The sequence below is a fragment of the Klebsiella sp. BDA134-6 genome, assembly GCF_015601345.1.
Lineage (GTDB): Bacteria > Pseudomonadota > Gammaproteobacteria > Enterobacterales > Enterobacteriaceae > Klebsiella > Klebsiella grimontii.
On the sequence record NZ_CP064784.1, the window covers coordinates 3,450,835 to 3,471,470 of the forward strand.

The following is a 20,636-nucleotide window of genomic DNA, read 5'->3' on the forward strand; positions in this document are numbered from 1 at the left end:
TTTTAACGTTCCTGATGGCAACTGGCGCTAACCTCGGTTATTCCAGCGTAGGTTGGTTGTTTCGGCAGGCTGAAATCAGCACGGCACTGTTGGCTGGACTGGCGGCCCCATGTTGCGACTATCGCCCCTTGCTCGGGCATTCCGCTTAAAAATACCTGCCCACGATCGCCGACGATAAAGCTGCTTTTATTACCATCTGCAAATGTCACCACGGCGCCAAACGGCACAAAGTGGTTATTGTCTGTTAAGGTCATGAGTACCCGGCGCCCCACTTTTGCAAGGTAATCGGCCCTCACCACCGCGCCTCGCGTCGGTATGACCGTATCGGTGTTGATCTCCAGCTCGACATCATCAGGCATATTTTGCGGGTCGAGCGTCAGGTCGTTTTTTCGGTAGACGGAAATATTGCTGACTACCGTATATCCCCTGTAGTCGGTGCGCGAGCCGGGTTGATTGCGAATATTCACGCCGTGCGCCCCCGGAGCTTTGATTAAGACGTTGGTTTCACCGAGCGGTTGAGAAAGCGTAATGCCGTCGGCATGGGCGATAACGCCTCCTTGCAGGCCATAATTAAGCCGCTCGCTATTTCTGTCGTAGCTATAGCCCGCCGTCACTTCACCGTACGTGGCTTTATAGTCACCATTCATATTGCCGATGTAACCCACGCCATTCGTACCGTAACCCTGCTGGACGTTCCAGTTCAGCGAGTTATTTTCCAGCGCGACGCCGTTAATGCCGATATTGTGCGTCGTTCCGTTATTCTTGCTGGCGTTCATGCCATAGCTTGCCCACGTTTGCGGGAGGAATTTCTCCAGCGGCACGCTGACGTTAAACGCCAGTTGCTGGTCATGGTCGCTGTTTGTCGCGCGCCCGCCGTCGTATAACGCAGCGCTGCCATTTTTGCTGTATGTCCAGGTCACACCGTAGCTAATATTGTGCCAGTAGTTGTTATATCCAACGCTCCAGGAAGCCATCGACCTGGCAGAATTCCAGTAGTCTTCCCGCGCCGCGCTGAGGGTAAGCGACCCCAACTCACGACTCAGCGTCTGGCTCATCGTCAGCTCAGCGCGGTTGCGCCTGCGGTCCTGCAGCGCGCTGCTATCGCCATAGGAATCCAGGACTTCCTGCATCCCGTAATAGCCGCTGGTCGAATAGCGGTAGCCCGCAATGGAAAAGTTAGTCCCCGTCTCGGCGAAGTTTTTGCTGTAACGCGCTCGCCAGGATTGGCCCTGTGATTTTTCCGTTTTATCCGGCGTTGACCAACCCTGGGTAACGTCGGCGGAGATAGCGCCTAACGCTCCCATATTTTTGCCCACGCCAAAAGCAAGCGACTGGTATTTGCTTGACTCTTGCAGGCCGCCATAGAGGGTAATGCCGTGCTGCAGACCATAAATTGCGGTGGCTTGCCCGAAAGGGGTCTTATCCACGCTGCTGTTATAGGAGCGATATTGCCCACCGGTGATGGCGTATTTTAAGCGGCCTTCCCGCTGCAATACTGGCAGCGAGGCATAGGGCAGCGTGAAGTGCTGTTCGCTGCCATCGGCTTCTTTAATCGTCACGTCGAGGTCGCCCGCGCCGCCGGTGGGATACATATCCCTAATCTCAAACGCCCCCGGCGCAACGTAACTTTGGTAGATCTGATAGCCGTTCTGGCGCACCACGACCTGCGCATTGGTTCGGGCGATGCCGCGCACCACGGGCGCATAGCCCTTAAGAGAATCCGGTAACATATCGTCATCTGACGCCAGTTGGCCGCCGCGAAACGGCATACTGTCAAACACATCGGCAGGCGCGGAGCTGTCTCCAACGGTAAGCTGACCTTTCAGCGGAATAATGGCGCGCTGCGCGTAGGTATAAACGGTATCCCATTTATCCTGGCCGGAGGACTCCCGTGACCAGGTGGTATAGTTGCGAAAACGCCACGGCCCGATATTGATTCCCGGACGCAGGTTCGCATACTGGCTGTCGCTGCTAGCGCCCTGGCCCGTTTTCGCCCGAGCGTTCGCCCCGCTCAGGCTGTAATTGAGCAATGCCGCAGTAATGCCCTCATCCCACATTTCCGCCGGCACATAGCCCCTTGCCGGCAGGTCGATCGCTGCCTGGGGAATGCTGATAACCAGTCGCTGGGCGCCAAACTGAAAATCGGCGCTGGCCTGCGGAATCGCCTGGAGATTGGCGCAATCACTTTTTTCTACCACCAGTTGCGGAAAAAGATCGGTTTTCACGCCCCATTGTTTTAAGAGTTCAATGCTCAGACAGGGTTGTAATGCTTCATTACCGTCAGCGGTCTTTGCCATCGCAAAAGAAATATCCCGGGTGTCCATTAGCTGGTCATCAAGAATAATATCCACGTGGTATTTTCCCGGCGCCTGGGAGCCAGACTCGAAAGCAGATAAATCCGCTTTGCCCACCCCCGGGTTATCCAGTTCTACCAGCGCCGTATTAAACGAATCACTTGCATAAAGCTCATGTGGAATACCGGTAAACGCTAAGGCGATAAGAGTCGCCAAACGCGCAGGTCGCAATTTATTATTTTTTATTGTCATCGCTATTAACCTATTTAACGCGGGACGGGCCATTTGTTCAGGGGTTACAAATTGGCTTGATGTGATGCTCCGGGGCTACCATAGTCATTAATGATTTTAAATGTCAGGGCATTGCCGGAGGCCCCGTCCGGCAAGCGGAATCGGGCTGTCGAAGCAGGCAAAACATACGACACCTGCGCCAGCGTTTTCCCGCCCACGCTAATTTCATTGAAGTTAATGACGTAAGGCGTCGGGTTATTCACCTGAATTTCATTGCCGCTTCTTTGCCAGGTGAGCTTATTCGCCTGCTCTTCCGGCGTTGATCCACGAAGAGTGACGGGCCGGTAAATCAGTTTAATACGCGTTTTTACGGCAATTTGCAGGGAGTTCATCTGCTTTGATGCCGAGGGAATCGCTTTAATATTCATCCAGAATAAGCTTTCTTGCGTTTGAGGCAGCGAACCTGTCGCGACAATTCGTTCAATATTCTTTTGTCCGCTATCGAGGCGGTACAGCGGAGGCGTAATAATAAAAGGCGTTTTACCAGCCCCCCCTTCTTGCTCATCTATCCATGATTGAATTAAATAAGGCGTCGCGTCGGGATTATTAACGCTGATGGAGGCTTCTTTTTTTGCACCATCGAAAATAATCCGCGTGCCGCCAATAATTACCCCGGCAGTGGCGGTTGCCTGCACCAGCGTAAACATTGTTATCGCCAGGCCAATTCTTCTGATAAAACGCATTTAATACCTCTTAAAACAAAGGGGCCGGGCCGGCCCCCTACTGATTACTGCAAAAGACTTAGTTGTAAACTACGGAGAAATTCGCGACCGAGTTAGCTGGGCCGGCAACCACCGTCGCAGTGGTCGACACATACTGAGCATAGAAATTCAGCGTATTATCAGCGGTGCTGCTGAGTGGGTAGGAGTAACCGTTGCTGCCGTGCAGAGGCAGATCGGCTTTATCCGCCGTCATCAGATTAATCGCGACACCGGTGGCGGCGCCAGCGACCGACGAGTCAATGGCCAGCAGGTTGGAATTGCTTAAATCAGGAGTTCCATCGAAACGCACTTTGGCATTCACAACGGTTACCGGACAGTTTTTCAGAATAATATCGAATTTCGTCGCGGCGGTTCGCGAACCAGCCGCTGGAAATTCAGTTTTATAATAATCGCCTAAAACAACCACCTGGTTCTGAGACGCCACATCGACGTCGCAAGCGGAATCCAAAATATTGCCATTAAAATTAACGGTACCCGCTGCTGCGAAAGCATGAGTCATAGATAATGCAGAACCTGCTGCAAGCATAGCAATAACAATTGTCTTTTTCATAACGCCATATCCTGTTTTACTTTATTGACATTCAGGCAAAACACTTAATGTCCGTATTTTACCATTGCTTTAATATGTTGCCGGGAATCAATGGTAAATAAGCCACCACTGAAACGCTTTATTCAAACCGGATTACCCCTGCCGACGAGACAAAATTTATACAACTATTTTTCAGCACACAATCTATTTCGTGGTCTAAATGTAGACTCGAAATTAACAAAAATAGAACAATTAAATTCAGAAATTCCTTAATCTAAAACGTCCCGGTCTACTTTTGGACTAAAAAATGAACACAATAAAATCAATCACTTAAAATGAAAATTACGTTAAGTCTATTAATAGACCTGGCGCGAACGTTCCCTGGAATGATGTTTTTTAAGATAATTCCCAACATCGATCAAAAAACGATCGCATAAGTTAGTGAGGTATCTTATGAATACGCGAATTATTCCTGAACTCTACAATGAGCCTGCAGAGGTGTTGAGTATAAAACCCTTTAAGCATATTGAAAGATTAATCGATAATACCCTGCCATATGCCGAGAGGCGAATTGTATCAAAAGGCGATATCGTCCATTATTACGATAATGACGTTCGGCAGTGTTTTTTACTTATTCAGGGCAGCGTGGCTCTGCATCGTCGCGGAGACGGTATTGTTTTAAACTCAGAGTCATCGCCATTTCTTCTCGGCGTATGTAGCCAGTTTTCCTCTGAACGTCTGTATGTCAGGGTACTGGAAACGTCGGAAATAGCGGCAGTTTCTCTGGAAACATTCAATCACGTAGTGGCACAAAAGAACTTATGGGAGCATTTTTCAAAGCTGCTGATCTATACCGCATCAAGAGTTTATGAACACTGCGCCCAGATATCGCAAATGTCAGCCTATGATATCATCCGTTTTCAACTCGTTGAATTAATGCAAGAGCCCGAAGCTATCCGGCAAAATATCACCGCGGCGGCCTATATCAAAAGTCGAACCTATCTTTCCCGCAGCGGCGTTATGCGTATCCTGGCAGAGCTACGAACGGGTAAATACATTACTATGGAGCGCGGAGTGCTGATTGACATCCACCATCTGCCGCGAAAGTACTGACGGTTAATGTATCTATGGGGTGGCAAGAGAGAGGCGCGAGGTTATAATAAGTTCGATCTCCTTCAGGATGTTCTGACTATGTCATCGGCAAATCAATCCTTCCGCGGCTCCCCTTATGCACAGGAATTTATTTCTCATTTGCAGCCTTACAGCACGACGTACAAAGCGGGACGTGGCGAGCAGTTTGACCTCCAGGTTAACGGTCAGGGGATGTGCTATCTCCTGCTGGAGGGGACAATTGCGTTCTACAGGAGGAATGACGGCATGATGCTTACCACCGCGCGCAGCCCGGCCATTTTCGGCCTTGCGAACATGACGGATATCTATTTCAACGATTATTTTAAAACCGTCACGCCGTGCCTGATAGGCGTACTCACGACCCGTCGCGTCGAGGAAATCATTAAAGAGAAGGCGCTATGGGGACTGCTTTCTAAACAACTGATGTTTGTCTATAACCGCCTCTATCATAACGTCATGCCTCAGGGCGTGCCAACGGCGTATGAAATGATTCGCCAGCAGTTGATCAAGTTAATGGAGGAAGAGGAGGGTTATCGCTACAGCGTGACGGCTGAAAAATATATCAGAGAGAAAACCCGGCTTTCCCGCAGCGGTGTAATGCGCATTCTGGCCGCTCTGAAAACCGGCGGCTTTATCGAAATGGAAGAGGGAAAATTGATAAAAATCAACAAGCTTCCTGCTAAATACTGATTAACAGGATTGAGCTTGCGCTCTTCTCTCAATCCGGTCGCCACACCCAATACATTCATGCAACGAATTCTATTCGTTTTCATTATAAGTATTGTCGTTTCACAGAAATAAAGATTTATTCACTGCTGGCTGGCTCATGTAGAATGCGCTGCTAAATTTCCTTCATCTTTTAACGCAATGTCGCAACGGCGACCGTTCGGGAACCTGTGTAGTACTGAATTATGGAAATAGAAACAGATGTCATGTCGATGTGTATGGTCGTATTGTTAATTATTAGCGTTTTGCTCGATTAACCTCTTCCCTCGAAAAATCCGTGAGCCTCGCCGTCGCCGGACAGATCTTTATGTTGATGAAGAAACTGGCCCTTGCCGACGTCGTGCCAGCCCCGCTGTCCGGGCCGACGAGCGCATATTGGGTCAAAGATTCAGAGAGGCGATATTGCCCGGACAGGCATTGCCAGGATATTAAAAAAGGCTGCCGACAATGGCGGCAGCCTCTTCACTTTATGGCATAGCTAAAACGTAGCGCGAATTAGCTCCTGATCTTCCTGTAGATAAACAGGACCACCAGCGCGCCAATCACCGCTACGACAAAGCTGCCGAAATTAAAACCATCTACACGACCAAAGCCGAAGAAAGTACTAATCCACCCCCCGACAACTGCACCGATGACACCGAGAATTACGGTAACGATAAATCCGCCGCCGTCTTTCCCCGGCATAATCCACTTGGCTAAAATACCGGCAATAAGGCCAAAAATGATCCATGAAATGATACCCATAGCTAACTCCATCCTCTCGTTACTTGTAAATCTCTGGTATATAAAAGATTAGCATAATTAATAGTGATGTTTGAAAAATTTATATTTGATATTTATATACTTGCCACCCGAGAGATAATGGTCTACACCTTGCGAGGGTGGCTGCCTAATAAGCGGCAAGCGTAAGCATCGCGCTGCGGGCAATTAAAACTTGCGCGGAACGGAGATATACCAGGAATTTTCGTATGAATGGGTGAAGTGGCAATGGAATGAGGCTTAGCAAAAACGCCCGGGTGTTGCGATGATAGTGGTTCAGGCGATACAAAAGCAGTAAGGGGGGAATCCCCCTTTGTTAATTTAGATCACGGCAGTGGTTAGCCGTGACGAACAGCAAAGGCGCCCCTGTTCATCAGAGATTTCGATTTGCCACACCTGGTGACGGGCGCCAACGTGCAGCGCCCGGCACACGCCGCGAACCCTTCCGCTGCGCACCGAACGAATGTGGTTGGCGTTCACCTCCAGCCCCACCACCTTCTGCTCACCTTCGCTGCACAGATAGCCCGCGACCGAACCTAACGTTTCCGCTAAAACCACCGACGCGCCGCCGTGTAGCAGGCCAAACGGCTGATGGGTGCGGCTATCTACCGGCATCGTGGCGATGATGGCGTCGTCGGTTATCGCCTCGAAGCGGATATCCAGCAGACCGACCATATTCCCCTCGCCCATCGCGTTCAGCTGTTCCAGGGTGCTGTGACGTTTCCAAATCATCCCATAATCTCCAGTAGCGCCTGCAGCGGATGGCGCACGCCACTGCCTTCAATACGCTTCACCTGGCTACGACAGGAGTAACCGGTGACCAGGCAGCGATTGCGCGGCAAGCGCTCCATCGCCTGCTGCCACGAGAGCGCGTAGATGGCCAGCGAGTTGGCGTGGTTCTTCACTTCATGACCGTAGGTCCCGGCCATGCCGCAGCAGCCCACGTTAACGTTTTCCAGCTTCGCGCCAAAGCGGGCAAAGATATCCGCCCACTGCCGGGTGGCCGCGGGAAGCGCCGTCACCTCGGTACAGTGGCCAAACAGATACCACGATTCGCCGCCTTTATCTTGAGCTGCGGTTTCCGACAGCACCTGCGGCAGCCACTCGTGCACCAGCATGACGCGGAAATCGCCGCGCTTCTCGCCGAGGACCTGGTTATATTCATCGCGGTAGCAAAGCACCAGCGCCGGATCGACCCCCACCATCGGCATGCCGAGCTCGGCCACCCGGTTAAGGAAATCGGCGGTTTTCTGCGCGGTGCGCGCGAATCGCGTCAGGAAGCCCTTAATATGCTGCGCCTTACCGTTTGGTGAAAACGGCAGCAGTACCGGCTGGTAGCCGACCTTCTCAACCAGGCGAACAAAATCGGCAACCACCTGCGCATCGTAATAGCTGGTAAACGGATCCTGAACCACCAGCACCATTTTCCCTTTCTGCTCTGCGCTCAGCGCTTCCAGCTGCTCCAGCGTGGTGTTCGCCGAACGGTGGCCGACCATCTGCTGCTTCAGCGACGGCACGGAGAGCAGCGGGAGATCGACCATACCGATATGCTTTTCCGACAGCTTGCGCATCCACGGTTGGTTAATAAAAAAGTTAAAGGTCTTCGGCGCATGCGCCATCAGCGGCGCGTAGGATTCAACCGTCGCCACCAAATGGTCGCGGACCGGGCGCAAATAGCGGCTATGGTAAAGCTGGAGGAAACGCGAACGGAACTCCGGGACGTCAATTTTAATCGGGCATTGGGTCGAGCAGGCTTTACAAGCCAGACAGCCGGACATCGCCTCCTTAACCTCATGCGAGAAATCGTACTCTCCTTTCCGCGCGTGCCAGCTATTGCGGGTACGTTCCACCAGGGTACGCAGGCTGGCACGCTTTTCCGGCAGATCTTTTTCCAGCTGATTGGGGTCAATACCGCGGTCCGCCAGCAGCCGCAGCCATTCACGCACCAGCGTAGCCCGGCCTTTCGGCGAGTGAATACGGTGATTGCTAACCTTCATCGACGGACACATCGGGCTTTTAGCATCAAAGTTGAAGCACAGGCCGTTGCCGTTACACTCCATCGCCCCGCGCCATGAGCTGCGCACGGCGATAGGGATCTGCCGATCGAATGTACCGCGCTTAACCGCATCCACCTTCATCATCGGCGCGTCAACGCCTTCAGGCGGGCAGATCTTACCCGGGTTCAGGCGGTTATCCGGGTCAAAGGCGGCTTTAATCTTGCGCAACTCGCCAAATAAAGCTTCGCCAAAGAACGCTGGACTATATTCGGCGCGGAAGCCTTTCCCGTGTTCCCCCCACAGCAGGCCGCCATACTTAGCGGTTAACGCCACAACGTCATCTGAAATGCGCTTCATCAGCATCTCCTGCTGCGGATCGCACATATCCAGCGCCGGACGCACGTGCAGTACGCCGGCATCCACATGGCCAAACATGCCGTAGCTCAGCCCGTGGCTGTCGAGCAGCGCGCGAAATTCCGCAATATAGTCAGCCAGATGCTCCGGCGGCACGCAGGTATCTTCGGCGAACGGTATCGGCTTGGCGGCTCCTTTGGCATTACCCAGCAGGCCGACCGCTTTTTTACGCATCGCGTAGATGCGCTCCACGCCGTCGAGATCGTGACAAACCTGCCAGCCGATGACGCCCGCTTCATTGCGCGACATCAGCTCATCCAGACGCTGGCATAGCCCCGTCACCTGGCTATCAATCAGCTCGACGTCGTCACCGGCGAATTCGACGATATTCAGCCCCAGCATCTCTTTATCCGCCACGTCGGTAATGAGCTCGCTGACCGAATGCCACACGATATCTTCCCGCGCCAGATTAAGCACTTTCGAGTCGACGGTTTCGACCGAGAGCGCCCTGGCTTCAACCATAAACGGCGCGTTACGCAGCGCGGAATTAAAGGAGTCGTACTTCACGTTGACCAGTCGACGCACTTTCGGCAAACGGGTGATATCCAGCCGCGCTTCGGTGATAAACGCCAGCGTCCCTTCGGAACCGGTCAGGATGCGGGTGAGATCGAATTCGCTCATCTCGTCATTAAAGACGTGGCGCAGATCGTAGCCCGTGAGGAAGCGGTTAAGTTTGGGGAATTTATCGATAACCAGTTGGCGCTGCGCTTTACAGCGCTGATAGACGGTGCGGTAAATACGCCCGATTGCCGACTGCTGGGCGCTTAGCGTTTCCGCCAGCGCTACCGGAATCGGCTGCGTATCAAGAATATCGCCGCCGATCAGCACCGAGCGCACCCCCAGCACGTGGTCGGACGTTTTGCCGTAGACCAGAGAGCCCTGCCCGGAAGCATCGGTGTTGATCATCCCGCCAAGCGTGGCGCGGTTGCTGGTTGACAACTCCGGCGCAAAAAAGTAGCCGTACGGCTTAAGGAATTGATTCAGCTGGTCTTTAATGACCCCGGCTTCCACCCGCACCCACCCTTCTTCCGGGTTGATTTCTATAATGCGGTTCATATAGCGGGACATATCGACGATGATCCCGGCGTTCAGCGCCTGGCCGTTGGTGCCGGTACCGCCCCCGCGCGGGGTAAAGATCAGTGATTTAAAACGTTCTTCCGCCGCCAGCCTGGCCAGCAGAGCCACGTCCGCCGTGGAACGAGGGAATATAATCGCATCCGGCAACAGTTGATAGACACTGTTATCAGTCGCCATCGTTAGCCTGTCGGCATAGCTGGTGGCGGTATCCCCGGTAAAACCTTGTTGCTCCAGTACCTGCAAAAAATTCAGCACCAGTTGAACGACACCTGGCGCTTGAGAAATCTGTGGGATCATGACGCTCGACCCTGCCTGACTATGTTGTGTTGTAAGTGATTAAACGTTTGCGTAGTGCCCTCAACTTTTTATCACATTTTTTTCATATGCGCCCGCCAGAATTAAGGGCAAAATCAGGCGCGCGAACATATTGATATTATTATCAGTACATGGAATTACGCTGCGTCAGCCTTTTGACGCGACTGCAAAGGTAAAACTTCACTATGATTAACCCCAATCAGCCCCGGGACATACCGCAAGTTCTGCTGTCGGTGCTGTTTTTGTCCCTGATTATTATTTCCTGTCTGTGGGTCGTGCAGCCATTTATCCTGTCATTCGCCTGGGCCGGTACCGTGGTTATCGCCACCTGGCCGGTACTGTTGCGCCTGCAGCGCCTGCTTTTCGGCAAGCGCGCCCTGGCGGTGCTGGTGATGACGCTACTGCTCTTTTTGCTGTTCGTTATCCCTATTGCGCTGCTGGTCAACAGCCTGGTCGATAACAGCACGCCATTAATAAAAGTGATTACCAGCGGCAACTTTACGCCGCCGGATCTGGCGTGGCTAAATAGTGTTCCGCTAATCGGCGATAAACTGTATACCGGCTGGCATAACTTACTGGAGATGGGGGGAACGGCGATTATGGTCAAAATTCGCCCCTATCTTGGCACCACCACCACGTGGTTTGTCGGCCAGGCGGCGCATATTGGCAAGCTGCTGGTCTATTGCGGACTGATGTTGCTGTTCAGCGCCCTGCTGTACTGGCGCGGCGAACAGGTCGCCTATGGCTTCCGTCACTTTGCCACACGCCTGGCGTCCAAACGCGGCGACGCGGCGGTGATCCTCGCCGGACAGGCGATTCGCGCTGTAGCGCTTGGGGTGGTCGTTACCGCGCTGGCCCAGGCGGTGCTTGGCGGTATTGGCCTTGCGGTCAGCGGCGTGCCCTACGCCGCGCTGCTCACCGTGGTGATGATCTTCACCTGCCTCGTCCAGCTGGGACCCCTGCTGGTCCTGGTACCGTCAATTATCTGGCTTTACTGGAGCGGCGATACCACCTGGGGCACCGTGCTGCTGGTCTGGAGCTGCGTCGTCGGCACCATGGATAACTTTATTCGTCCGCTGCTGATTCGCATGGGCGCCGACCTGCCGATGATTCTGATCCTTTCCGGCGTTATCGGCGGCCTGGTGGCGTTCGGCATGATAGGACTGTTTATCGGTCCGGTACTGCTTGCGGTCTCCTGGCGGCTGTATGATGCGTGGGTTAACGAAGCGCCGCCGCCGCCAAAAGACCCCGATCTGGTGCTTGAGGAACTGAGCGAGCTGAATACGCGAGCCTCGCAGGATAAGTAAGCAAAAGGCGGGGAAACCCGCCTTTCCCCATTACGCCCCTGATTACCGTCGGGCAGGACAATCTAAAATATTAAGAAAGACTAATCTATCTCTCACCACATCCCGCATTTCTCTGCCTGCTAACCCTATTTTCTGCACAGATTCTTTACCGTAATTTAACTATTGAGAGGAATCCGATCGACGCAAAAAGCCTCAGTGCCTAGTATTAGCTCACGGTTATAAATCAACATATTGATTTATAAGCATGGAAATCCCCTGAGTGAAACAACGAATTGCTGTGTGTAGTCTTTGCCCATCTCCCACGATGGGCTTTTTTTTGTCCGTAAGCCTGTCGGCTAAAAACAAAAAATCCCCGCCACTGCTGGCGGGGATGGTCTTTTGAGCGAGAATCCGGCGCGAACTTACTTATTCAATTCCGCCAGTCCGAGCCAGGTTTGCACGACCGTATCCGGGTTCAGGGACAGGCTATCGATCCCCTCTTCCATCAGCCAGGCGGCAAAATCTTCGTGGTCAGACGGACCCTGCCCACAGATACCGACATATTTGCCCTGTTTCTTCGCCGCGCGAATGGCCATCGACAGCAGCGCTTTCACCGCGTCGTTACGCTCATCGAACAGTTCTGAGACTACGCCGGAGTCACGGTCCAGGCCCAGCGCCAGCTGCGTCATATCGTTAGAACCGATAGAGAAGCCGTCGAAGTATTCGAGGAACTGTTCAGCCAGCAGCGCATTCGATGGGATTTCACACATCATAATCAGCTTCAGGCCGTTTTCGCCGCGCTTGAGGCCCTGGCGTTCCAGCTCATCAACCACCGCTTTTGCCTGCGCGACGGTACGGACAAACGGCACCATGATTTCGACGTTGGTCAGCCCCATGTCGTTACGCACCCGTTTAACCGCTTCACACTCCAGCGCGAAGCAGTCGCGGAAGCTTTCGGACACATAGCGACCGGCGCCGCGGAAGCCCAGCATCGGGTTCTCTTCTTCCGGCTCATAACGTTCGCCACCGACCAGATTGGCGTATTCGTTAGATTTAAAGTCGGAAAGACGCACAATCACTCGTTTCGGGAAGAATGCCGCGCCCAGCGTCGAGATCCCTTCCGTCAGGCGACCGACGTAGAACTCTCTCGGCGAGTCGTAGCCTTTCATCAGCTCGCGGATTTCGTTCTGCAAACCCGGCTCCTGATCGTCGAACTCCAGCAGCGCGCGCGGGTGGACGCCGATCATACGGTTGATGATGAACTCCAGACGCGCCAGGCCTACGCCTTCGTTTGGCAGGCAGGCAAAGTCAAAGGCGCGGTCCGGGTTACCGACGTTCATCATGATTTTCAGCGGCAGATCCGGCATCTCGCCAACGCTGGAGCTCTTCACGCTGAAGTCGAGGATTTCGGCATACACGTAGCCGGTATCACCTTCCGCGCAGGAGACGGTCACGTTCTGGTTTTCCTGGATGCGATCGGTGGCGTTGCCGCAGCCAACTACCGCCGGGATCCCCAGCTCACGCGCGATAATCGCCGCATGACAGGTACGCCCGCCGCGGTTGGTGACGATCGCCGCCGCTTTTTTCATGATCGGTTCCCAGTCCGGGTCGGTCATGTCGGTCACCAGCACGTCGCCGGGCTCGATGCGGTTCATTTCGCTGATATCGTGAATGACCTTTACCGGACCCGCGCCGATACGATGGCCGATAGCGCGCCCTTCCGAAATAATCTGCCCTTGTGCATGGAGGGTATAACGCTCCATGACCTGGCCGCGCGAACGAACGGTTTCCGGACGGGCCTGCACGATAAATAGCTTGCCGGTGTGACCATCCTTCGCCCACTCGATATCCATCGGGCGGTTGTAGTGTTTTTCGATTTGTAGCGCCTGCTGCGCCAGCTCCTGCACTTCCGTATCGGTCAACGAGAAAACGTCGCGCTGCGCCTGCGGCACGTCTTCGATACGCACCTGCTTACCGTGCTCCTGGGTAGGGGCGTAAACCATGCGGATCTTTTTCGACCCCATGGTGCGGCGGACAATGGCCGGACGGCCCGCTTCCAGCGTCGGTTTATGGACGTAGAACTCATCGGGGTTCACCGCCCCCTGCACCACCATTTCGCCGAGCCCCCAGGCGGAGGTGATAAACACCACCTGGTCAAAACCGGATTCGGTATCGATAGAGAACATCACGCCGGACGAGGCCAGATCGGAACGGACCATCCTTTGCACCCCGGCGGAGAGCGCCACCCCGCGATGATCGTATCCCTGATGCACACGGTAGGAAATGGCGCGATCGTTAAACAGCGAAGCAAATACGTGCTTCACCGCGACGAGCACGGCGTCAAAGCCCTGCACGTTAAGGAATGTCTCTTGCTGACCGGCGAAGGAGGCATCTGGCATATCTTCTGCCGTCGCCGAGGAGCGAACGGCAAAAGAGGCCTCAGCGTCATCGGCGGAGAGCTGGGTATAGGCATCACGAATCGCATTTTCCAGTTCGCTCTGGAACGGCGTATCGATGATCCACTGACGGATCTGTGCGCCCGCTTTCGCTAATGCGGAAACGTCGTCAATGTCGGTTTCATCCAGCAGTTCATAAATGCGCTGGTTAACACCGCTTTGGTCCAAAAACTGATTAAAGGCATCAGCGGTGGTGGCAAACCCGTTCGGTACGGAAACGCCCATACCAGACAGATTTGTAATCATTTCACCAAGGGAGGCATTTTTGCCCCCAACCCTGTCTACATCATTCATGCCGAGTTGGTTATACCAAAGCACCAGCGGTGACGAGCCATTGTTGGACATCGAGACAATCCTTTTGTGATTTAATACCAGTGATAAATAATTCACGATCGACTACGAGATTTATCCTGACATATTTATCCAGCTGAAAGAAACGGTGAATCGTTCAAGCAAATTATTTTTTCGTTTTTAGGATTCTTTGCCAGATATAGCTAAGCTAATGATTCTTCAGAAATCTGATGAAATTTGATACAAAAGATACGCAGCTGCGAAAAATGAACTCACCTTTTCATTAAAAATAAAAATAGCGTTTCATTTTTTAAATATGAGACAAAGCCTGGAGCGTTATGCTTAAATTTAATATCTGCTTTCAGACAATTAAACTCATTATACCGGATGGTCAAAATGGAAAGTGCTGTAGATCGCCACGTCTTTTATATTTCCGACGGTACCGCTATTACGGCGGAAGTTCTGGGTCATGCGGTCATGTCGCAATTCCCGGTCGCCACCAGCAGTGTAACCCTGCCGTTTGTCGAAAATATCAGCCGCGCGCGCGCCGTGAAGGAGCAAATAGACGCGATTTTCCAGCAGACCGGTATTCGACCGCTGGTGTTCTACTCCATCGTGCTGCCGGAAATCCGCGACATCATCATACAAAGTGAAGGCTTTTGTCAGGATATCGTTCAGGCGCTGGTGGCCCCTCTGCAGCAGGAATTGCGCCTTGACCCGACGCCAATCGCTCACCGAACCCACGGCCTGACGCCGGGCAACCTCAATAAATACGACGCACGCATCGCCGCTATCGATTATACCCTTGCCCACGATGACGGCATTTCGCTGCGCAACCTCGATCAAGCTCAGGTGATCCTACTCGGCGTTTCGCGCTGCGGGAAAACCCCCACCAGTCTGTACCTGGCGATGCAGTACGGTATCCGCGCCGCCAACTACCCGTTTATCGCCGATGATATGGACAATCTGATTCTTCCGGCCTCCCTCAAGCCGCTACAGCACAAGCTCTTCGGCTTAACGATCAATCCGGAGCGCCTGGCGGCTATCCGTGAAGAGCGACGGGAAAACAGCCGCTATGCTTCTATGCGTCAGTGCCGAATGGAAGTGACCGAAGTTGAAGCGCTTTACCGCAAAAACAAGATACCTTGCCTGAACAGTACCAACTATTCCGTAGAAGAGATCGCCACCAAAATCATGGATATTATGGGGTTGAGCCGCAGAATGTACTAACACACTAGTACACTATTAAAAATTTGTTTATGCTATCACCCGTGGCCTATACAGGATCATGCCCTGCTCTTGCAATAAGCGGGGATTGGTTTATCGTGATGCGCATCACTTCCCGGCATTTTCGCCGCGGAAGAAACAGATTTTTGAGACCCCAATGAATAAAATAGACGAATTGCGTACCGCGCGCATTGAAAGCCTGGTAACGCCCGCGGAACTGGCTCAGCGGCATCCTGTGTCTGCCGAAGTTGCAGCTCACGTCTCCGCTTCGCGCCGCCGCATCGAGAGAATTCTCAACGGTGAGGACCGCCGCCTGCTGGTGGTGATAGGTCCGTGCTCCATCCACGACATTGATGCGGCGATGGAGTATGCGCGCCGCCTGCAGGGCATGCGCGAACGTTACCAGCCGCAGCTGGAAATCGTGATGCGCACCTATTTTGAGAAGCCGCGCACGGTGGTCGGCTGGAAGGGGCTGATCTCCGACCCCGACCTCAACGGCAGCTATCGGGTGAATCACGGCCTCGAGCTGGCGCGTAGCCTGCTGCTGCAGGTCAATGAACTGGGCGTACCGACCGCCACCGAGTTTCTCGATATGGTGACCGGGCAGTTTATTGCCGACTTGATAAGCTGGGGCGCAATCGGCGCACGTACGACCGAGAGCCAAATCCACCGCGAAATGGCCTCTGCGCTCTCTTGCCCGGTAGGCTTTAAGAACGGTACCGATGGCAATACCCGTATCGCCGTAGACGCTATCCGCGCTTCCCGCGCCAGCCACATGTTCCTGTCACCGGATAAGCAGGGGCAAATGACGATCTACCAGACCAGCGGTAATCCTTACGGCCATATCATTATGCGCGGCGGCAAAAAACCGAATTACCATGCTGCCGATATCGCCGCAGCAGGGCAAGCGCTGGCTGAGTTCGACCTACCGGAACAGCTGGTGGTGGATTTTAGCCACGGCAATTGCCAGAAACAGCACCGCCGTCAGCTGGAGGTGTGCGCCGATATCTGCCAGCAGATCCGCGCTGGCTCGACCGCTATCGCCGGGATCATGGCCGAGAGCTTCCTTCAGGAAGGCACGCAGAAGGTGGTCGCCGGCCAGCCGCTGGCCTGGGGGCAGTCGATTACCGATCCCTGCCTGAACTGGGACGATAGCGAACGGCTGCTGGGTGAATTAGCCGCCGCCACCGCCACCCGCCTGTAGTTCCCCTTCCCCGCCGTCTCCGCGGCGGGGTTATTTCCTTCCCTCGTCCGCTCGCTCACCGGCTAAATCGGCTATTTCGATAAATAATGCTTGCCGTGAAAAACAACATTATTGATAATGATTATCATTGTTACCTTTATTTTTATTTTTAGTGCTATGACGCGTATGGATAACACTGCCACAGCAGAAAAAACTAAAGACAATGCCCCGCATCCTGTTCCGACCGACAGAGAGATAAGCAGTCGCACATTATTAGGCACCGAGGGACGAGTGGTGATTGAACACGACGGTCAGCGCTATCTGCTGCGCCAGACCCATTCGGGTAAGCTGATCCTGACCAAATAATTATCCCCGCCGATTAAGGCAGGGATAATAACGACTAGCTGGAACAGCTCACTTCAAGACGCCTTCCCCAGTCAGGAGGACGATTGACATAATCATCCGTCCTGTCGATAAAGGGCTGGGATAGCGCATTATGCAGACGTTCCAGTTCACTCATATCTCCCTGCTCCGCCAGCTCAATTGTCCGCTGCGCAAGCCAGTTGCGCAGCACCAGCGCCGGATTCACGCTGCGCATCCTCACCTGCCTTTGCTCATCGTCAACCAGTTCATCGCGCAGGCGCGCGCGATAATCGGCAAACCAGCTATCGAAGGTCTCGCGGTCGATAAATTCGTCGCGTAGCGGCGAGGCGGCGCTCGCCTGCTCGCTGGCGCTGAGCATCCGGAAGGTCCGCGTATAGTCGCTGCCCTCGCGCGCCATTAAGGCAAACAGACCGTCCAGCAACTCGTTATCTCCTTTTTGCTGGGTAAACAGGCCAAGCTTGTCGCGCATGCGGCGGCCATATGCCGTGAGCAGCGCGTGCTGGTAGCCATCCAGCGCGCCGTTCAGTAACTCCGCGCTGATAAACGGCGACAGCGTCTGCGCCAAGCGTTGCAGATTCCATAGCCCTACCGCCGGCTGATTATCAAAGCTATAGCGCCCCTGATAATCGGAATGGTTACAGATAAATCCCGGCTGGAAATCGTCAAGGAAACCGTACGGACCGTAGTCCATCGTCAGGCCGAGGATCGACATGTTATCGGTATTCATTACCCCGTGCGCAAAGCCGACCGTTTGCCAGCTGGCAATCATCTCAGCCGTTCGAGTGACCACGTCGCTGAACCAGACAATGTACTTATCCGCTTCATTTTGCAGGTGCGGCCAGTGGTGACGAATCACGTAATCCGCCAGTTGCTGTACTTTGAGCGGCTCGCGGCGGTAGTAAAAGTGCTCAAAATGGCCAAAACGTACGTGACTTTCCGCCAGCCGCATCAGCATCGCCCCGCGTTCAGCGGTTTCACGGTATACCGGGGTGTCGCTGGCCACTATCGCCAGCGCGCGGGTGGTGGGAATACCCAGCGCATGCATTGCTTCCGAGGCCAGCCCCTCGCGGATCGTTGAGCGCAGTACCGCCCGTCCGTCACCCATCCGTGAATAGGGAGTGAGCCCGGCACCTTTCAGGTGCCAGTCAAAGCGACGACCGTCCGCGAGCTGCTGTTCGCCGAGCAGAATGCCGCGCCCGTCGCCGAGCTGCCCGGCCCAGGAGCCGAACTGGTGGCCGCTGTATACCTGCGCCAGCGGCGACATTCCCGGCAGCAGCGTTTCGCCGCCCCATACGCCAGCGCCCTTCTCCGGGCTAAATAACGAATCTGCGACGCCCAGCGATCGCGCCAGCGGCGCGTTGTGCCAGACAAGCCGCGCATTCTCCAGCGGCGTGGGGGCTAAAGCAGTGTAAAAATCCGGCAGTTCATCACGCCAGTGGGTAGTAAAAGACAGGGTCATGGTTCCTCCTGCCTTCAGTGTAGTGCTTTCAACAAATTATTAACACGGGGCGAGTACGGGGTTATTGCAATAATAAGCCGCACGGGGGATTGGGCGCGCTTCAGCCTTTGCCCGGTGACGGCTGGCGTTAGATCCTTCGCGCCTGCCAGAATTTTTTATGCCAGTAGACATTATCCAGCGATGAGCGCGTCACGCCCTGGCTGGTGGAGGCGTGGATAAACTGGTTGTCGGTGTCGTAAATACCGACGTGCAGACCACTCTCTCCGGAGCCGGTCTTGAAAAAGACCAGATCGCCGGGCAGCAGTTCGCTCTTATCAATTTTGGTGCCGACCTCCGCCTGCTCACGGGTTTCGCGTGGAAGCTGCAGCGCAAACTTGTCGCGAAAGGTCATTAGCACAAACCCGGAGCAATCGACGCCGCGCGGCGACATCCCGCCGTAGCGATAAGGCGCTCCCCGCCAGTTCCTTAACTGCTCATTCAGGTTGGCCACAACGGTAATCGAATCAGCAAGCCGTGGATTTGGCGGCGGCGCCCGGTGACTGCTACAACCCGCCAGAAATAACGCAACACACAAAACGAGCCAGAAACGCATCTCAGACGAATCCTCTGTTCCTTATCCTGTTAGCAGAATAATTTAGCTTGTTTATCAATTCGCTGGCAAGCTGACTGCGTGCTACTGTGACGGAACGAGCATAAGATGACCAGCCACCTCAACTCTCTGGAAGTCCATGGCGTAGGCGGCGGTCAAGTTTTCTTCGTTAAGAACTTCAGCGGTACTACCGCAGGCAATGGTTTTCCCCCGGCAGATCAGCCAGGCGCGATGGGCATGTCGGAGGGTATGATTAAGGTCGTGGCTGCTCATCACGATAGCAACCCCGGATGCACAGAGCTCATTTAATACGCGATCGAGCGCGGACTGCTGCGCCACGTCCAGGCTGTTCATTGGTTCATCCAGCAAGAGCAATTGCCCGGCCGGATTAGCCTGCCGATGAATCTGCAGTATTACCGCCGCCAGCCGCACGCGCTGCCACTCCCCGCCAGAAATGTGATTCACCTGGCGCCCAAGCTTATCGCCTAAGCCCAGTTTCTCCGCGACAGCCGTCAGCAGCGCGTTTTGCGCGTCGTTGTGCAGATGCAGCGACAGATAATGCCAGACCGGCATTGCGAAAGGCGGCATCTGGTGTTGGCTTAAATAGGCCCGATGACGGGCCAGCTCCTGAGCAGGCCAATCCTTCAGAGGGCGTTCATTCAGTTTGACCCGCCCCGGCCCTGTAGAGAGTCCCGCCATACGCGCCAACAGCGTGCTTTTCCCCGCGCCGTTTGGCCCCACCAGGTGAATAATCTCTCCCGGCCGGATTTCCGCTGAAAACGGCGCCAGCCGCCCCGCCTCTTCTACGTCCTGTAGCTGCATCAAAAACGGCATTATTTCGCTAAAGCTCCTTTAATGGCGGCCACCAGCTGCGGGTCATCCGGCGTCATATCCGGTGAGAAACGACCGATAACCTGTCCGTCCCGGCCAATCAGGAATTTTTCAAAGTTCCAAAGAATATCATCTACATACAGCGGAGCCCTGCCTTTACTGGCCATGCGCTCATAAAAACCGCTGCCTTCCGGCGCGACAGCCTGCGGGGCGGCATCAACCAGCTTCTGATACAGAGGCGCGCGATGCTCGCCGTTAACGTCAATTTTGCTGAACATCGGGAAAGTCACGCCGTAGGTGGTGCTACAGAAGGTTTTTATCTCTTCTTCGCTGCCCGGCTCCTGCCCCAGGAACTGGTTGCACGGGAAGCCCAGCACGCTAAACCCTTCACTTTCAAGCCCTTTTTGCAGCGCTTCCAGCTGCTCATACTGCGGCGTCAGGCCGCATTTTGAAGCAACGTTAACGATCAACAGCACTTTACCCGCCCATGGGGCAAGCGTTGTTTTTTCACCATCGATGGTGGTGACTTCAGTATTGAGAATATCGTGTTGCATAGCCTTCCCTCAATGAATAAACCGATTTCTGCTTCAGGTGATCCCTATCTACTGTAGCGGATTCAGACCGGGTCATTCTACTTTGAATCCCCCCGGAGTGTCTCTTGATGTAACAGGCCAC

General features: G+C 54.1%; 17 protein-coding genes and 1 other RNA gene. 7 read left to right on the plus strand and 11 right to left on the minus strand.

All coding sequences use genetic code 11. From position 1 onward, the window contains the following. Window positions 1–2: 2 nt before the first annotated feature. Genes IYV58_RS15950 through IYV58_RS15960 form a run of 3 tightly spaced genes read right to left on the minus strand, consistent with a single transcriptional unit; the run spans window position 3 to window position 3,857 of the window. A complete protein-coding gene (locus tag IYV58_RS15950; protein ID WP_195729134.1) occupies window positions 3–2,546 on the minus strand; it encodes a fimbria/pilus outer membrane usher protein in 2,544 nt (847 codons plus the stop codon). A gap of 44 nt (window positions 2,547–2,590) precedes the next feature. After that, window positions 2,591–3,268: a fimbrial biogenesis chaperone gene (locus IYV58_RS15955; protein WP_112166907.1), complete on the minus strand. Its 678-nt coding sequence runs from the start codon at window positions 3,266–3,268 to the stop codon at window positions 2,591–2,593. A gap of 58 nt (window positions 3,269–3,326) precedes the next feature. After that, window positions 3,327–3,857 carry a fimbrial protein gene (locus IYV58_RS15960; RefSeq protein WP_049114198.1) on the minus strand — a complete coding sequence of 177 codons (531 nt, stop codon included), beginning with the start codon at window positions 3,855–3,857 and terminating at the stop codon, window positions 3,327–3,329. Window positions 3,858–4,289: 432 nt separating this feature from the next. Between IYV58_RS15960 and IYV58_RS15965 the strand changes: the two genes are divergently transcribed. Both IYV58_RS15965 and IYV58_RS15970 read left to right on the plus strand, forming a co-directional pair. Next, window positions 4,290–4,949, plus strand: coding sequence for a winged helix-turn-helix transcriptional regulator (locus tag IYV58_RS15965; RefSeq protein ID WP_004119148.1), 660 nt, complete (start codon window positions 4,290–4,292; stop codon window positions 4,947–4,949). A 78-nt stretch (window positions 4,950–5,027) separates the two neighbouring features. Further along, window positions 5,028–5,657: a helix-turn-helix domain-containing protein gene (locus IYV58_RS15970; protein ID WP_004119146.1), complete on the plus strand. Its 630-nt coding sequence runs from the start codon at window positions 5,028–5,030 to the stop codon at window positions 5,655–5,657. A 531-nt stretch (window positions 5,658–6,188) separates the two neighbouring features. Here the strand turns inward: IYV58_RS15970 and IYV58_RS15975 are convergent. The 3 genes from IYV58_RS15975 to IYV58_RS15985 all read right to left on the minus strand — a co-directional run bounded on the left by IYV58_RS15975 (window position 6,189) and on the right by IYV58_RS15985 (window position 10,237). After that, window positions 6,189–6,437 carry a GlsB/YeaQ/YmgE family stress response membrane protein gene (locus tag IYV58_RS15975; RefSeq protein ID WP_004102935.1) on the minus strand — a complete coding sequence of 83 codons (249 nt, stop codon included), beginning with the start codon at window positions 6,435–6,437 and terminating at the stop codon, window positions 6,189–6,191. A gap of 336 nt (window positions 6,438–6,773) precedes the next feature. Continuing rightward, window positions 6,774–7,184, minus strand: coding sequence for a 1,4-dihydroxy-2-naphthoyl-CoA hydrolase (menI, locus tag IYV58_RS15980; protein WP_049114196.1), 411 nt, complete (start codon window positions 7,182–7,184; stop codon window positions 6,774–6,776). Then, window positions 7,181–10,237: a D-2-hydroxyglutarate dehydrogenase YdiJ gene (locus IYV58_RS15985; RefSeq protein WP_195729135.1), complete on the minus strand. Its 3,057-nt coding sequence runs from the start codon at window positions 10,235–10,237 to the stop codon at window positions 7,181–7,183. The genes menI and IYV58_RS15985 overlap by 4 nt, the downstream gene beginning before the upstream one ends. A 203-nt stretch (window positions 10,238–10,440) precedes the next feature. Between IYV58_RS15985 and ydiK the strand changes: the two genes are divergently transcribed. Both ydiK and rprA read left to right on the plus strand, forming a co-directional pair. Beyond that, window positions 10,441–11,562, plus strand: coding sequence for an AI-2E family transporter YdiK (gene ydiK, locus IYV58_RS15990; protein ID WP_004119143.1), 1,122 nt, complete (start codon window positions 10,441–10,443; stop codon window positions 11,560–11,562). Between the two features lie 212 nt (window positions 11,563–11,774). Continuing rightward, window positions 11,775–11,882, plus strand: an RNA gene (gene rprA, locus IYV58_RS15995) — antisense sRNA RprA. Between the two features lie 81 nt (window positions 11,883–11,963). Here the strand turns inward: rprA and ppsA are convergent. Continuing rightward, the gene (gene ppsA, locus IYV58_RS16000; RefSeq protein ID WP_142469029.1) at window positions 11,964–14,342 is read right to left on the minus strand and encodes a phosphoenolpyruvate synthase; all 2,379 of its coding nucleotides are present in this window, start codon (window positions 14,340–14,342) and stop codon (window positions 11,964–11,966) included. A gap of 342 nt (window positions 14,343–14,684) precedes the next feature. Between ppsA and IYV58_RS16005 the strand changes: the two genes are divergently transcribed. From IYV58_RS16005 to hemP, 3 genes are all read left to right on the plus strand, one after another. Beyond that, on the plus strand, window positions 14,685–15,518 hold the full coding sequence (locus tag IYV58_RS16005) for a posphoenolpyruvate synthetase regulatory kinase/phosphorylase PpsR (protein ID WP_004119141.1): 834 nt from the start codon (window positions 14,685–14,687) through the stop codon (window positions 15,516–15,518). A gap of 154 nt (window positions 15,519–15,672) precedes the next feature. Next, complete coding sequence (aroH, locus tag IYV58_RS16010; protein ID WP_195729136.1) at window positions 15,673–16,719, plus strand: 3-deoxy-7-phosphoheptulonate synthase AroH; 1,047 nt, start codon at window positions 15,673–15,675, stop codon at window positions 16,717–16,719. A gap of 165 nt (window positions 16,720–16,884) precedes the next feature. Then, window positions 16,885–17,064, plus strand: a complete 180-nt coding sequence (gene hemP / locus IYV58_RS16015; RefSeq protein ID WP_162626096.1) for a hemin uptake protein HemP — start codon at window positions 16,885–16,887, stop codon at window positions 17,062–17,064. 34 nt (window positions 17,065–17,098) lie between these two features. Here the strand turns inward: hemP and selO are convergent, their stop codons facing one another. The 4 genes from selO to IYV58_RS16035 form a co-directional block, all read right to left on the minus strand. Beyond that, the gene (gene selO / locus IYV58_RS16020; protein ID WP_004119137.1) at window positions 17,099–18,541 is read right to left on the minus strand and encodes a protein adenylyltransferase SelO; all 1,443 of its coding nucleotides are present in this window, start codon (window positions 18,539–18,541) and stop codon (window positions 17,099–17,101) included. A 127-nt stretch (window positions 18,542–18,668) separates the two neighbouring features. Beyond that, a complete protein-coding gene (locus tag IYV58_RS16025; RefSeq protein ID WP_004119135.1) occupies window positions 18,669–19,133 on the minus strand; it encodes a C40 family peptidase in 465 nt (154 codons plus the stop codon). Window positions 19,134–19,214: 81 nt separating this feature from the next. Beyond that, window positions 19,215–19,964, minus strand: a complete 750-nt coding sequence (gene btuD, locus IYV58_RS16030; protein ID WP_049114189.1) for a vitamin B12 ABC transporter ATP-binding protein BtuD — start codon at window positions 19,962–19,964, stop codon at window positions 19,215–19,217. Further along, window positions 19,964–20,515 carry a glutathione peroxidase gene (locus IYV58_RS16035; protein ID WP_004119130.1) on the minus strand — a complete coding sequence of 184 codons (552 nt, stop codon included), beginning with the start codon at window positions 20,513–20,515 and terminating at the stop codon, window positions 19,964–19,966. The genes btuD and IYV58_RS16035 overlap by 1 nt, the downstream gene beginning before the upstream one ends. Between the last annotated feature and the right edge of the window lie 121 nt (window positions 20,516–20,636).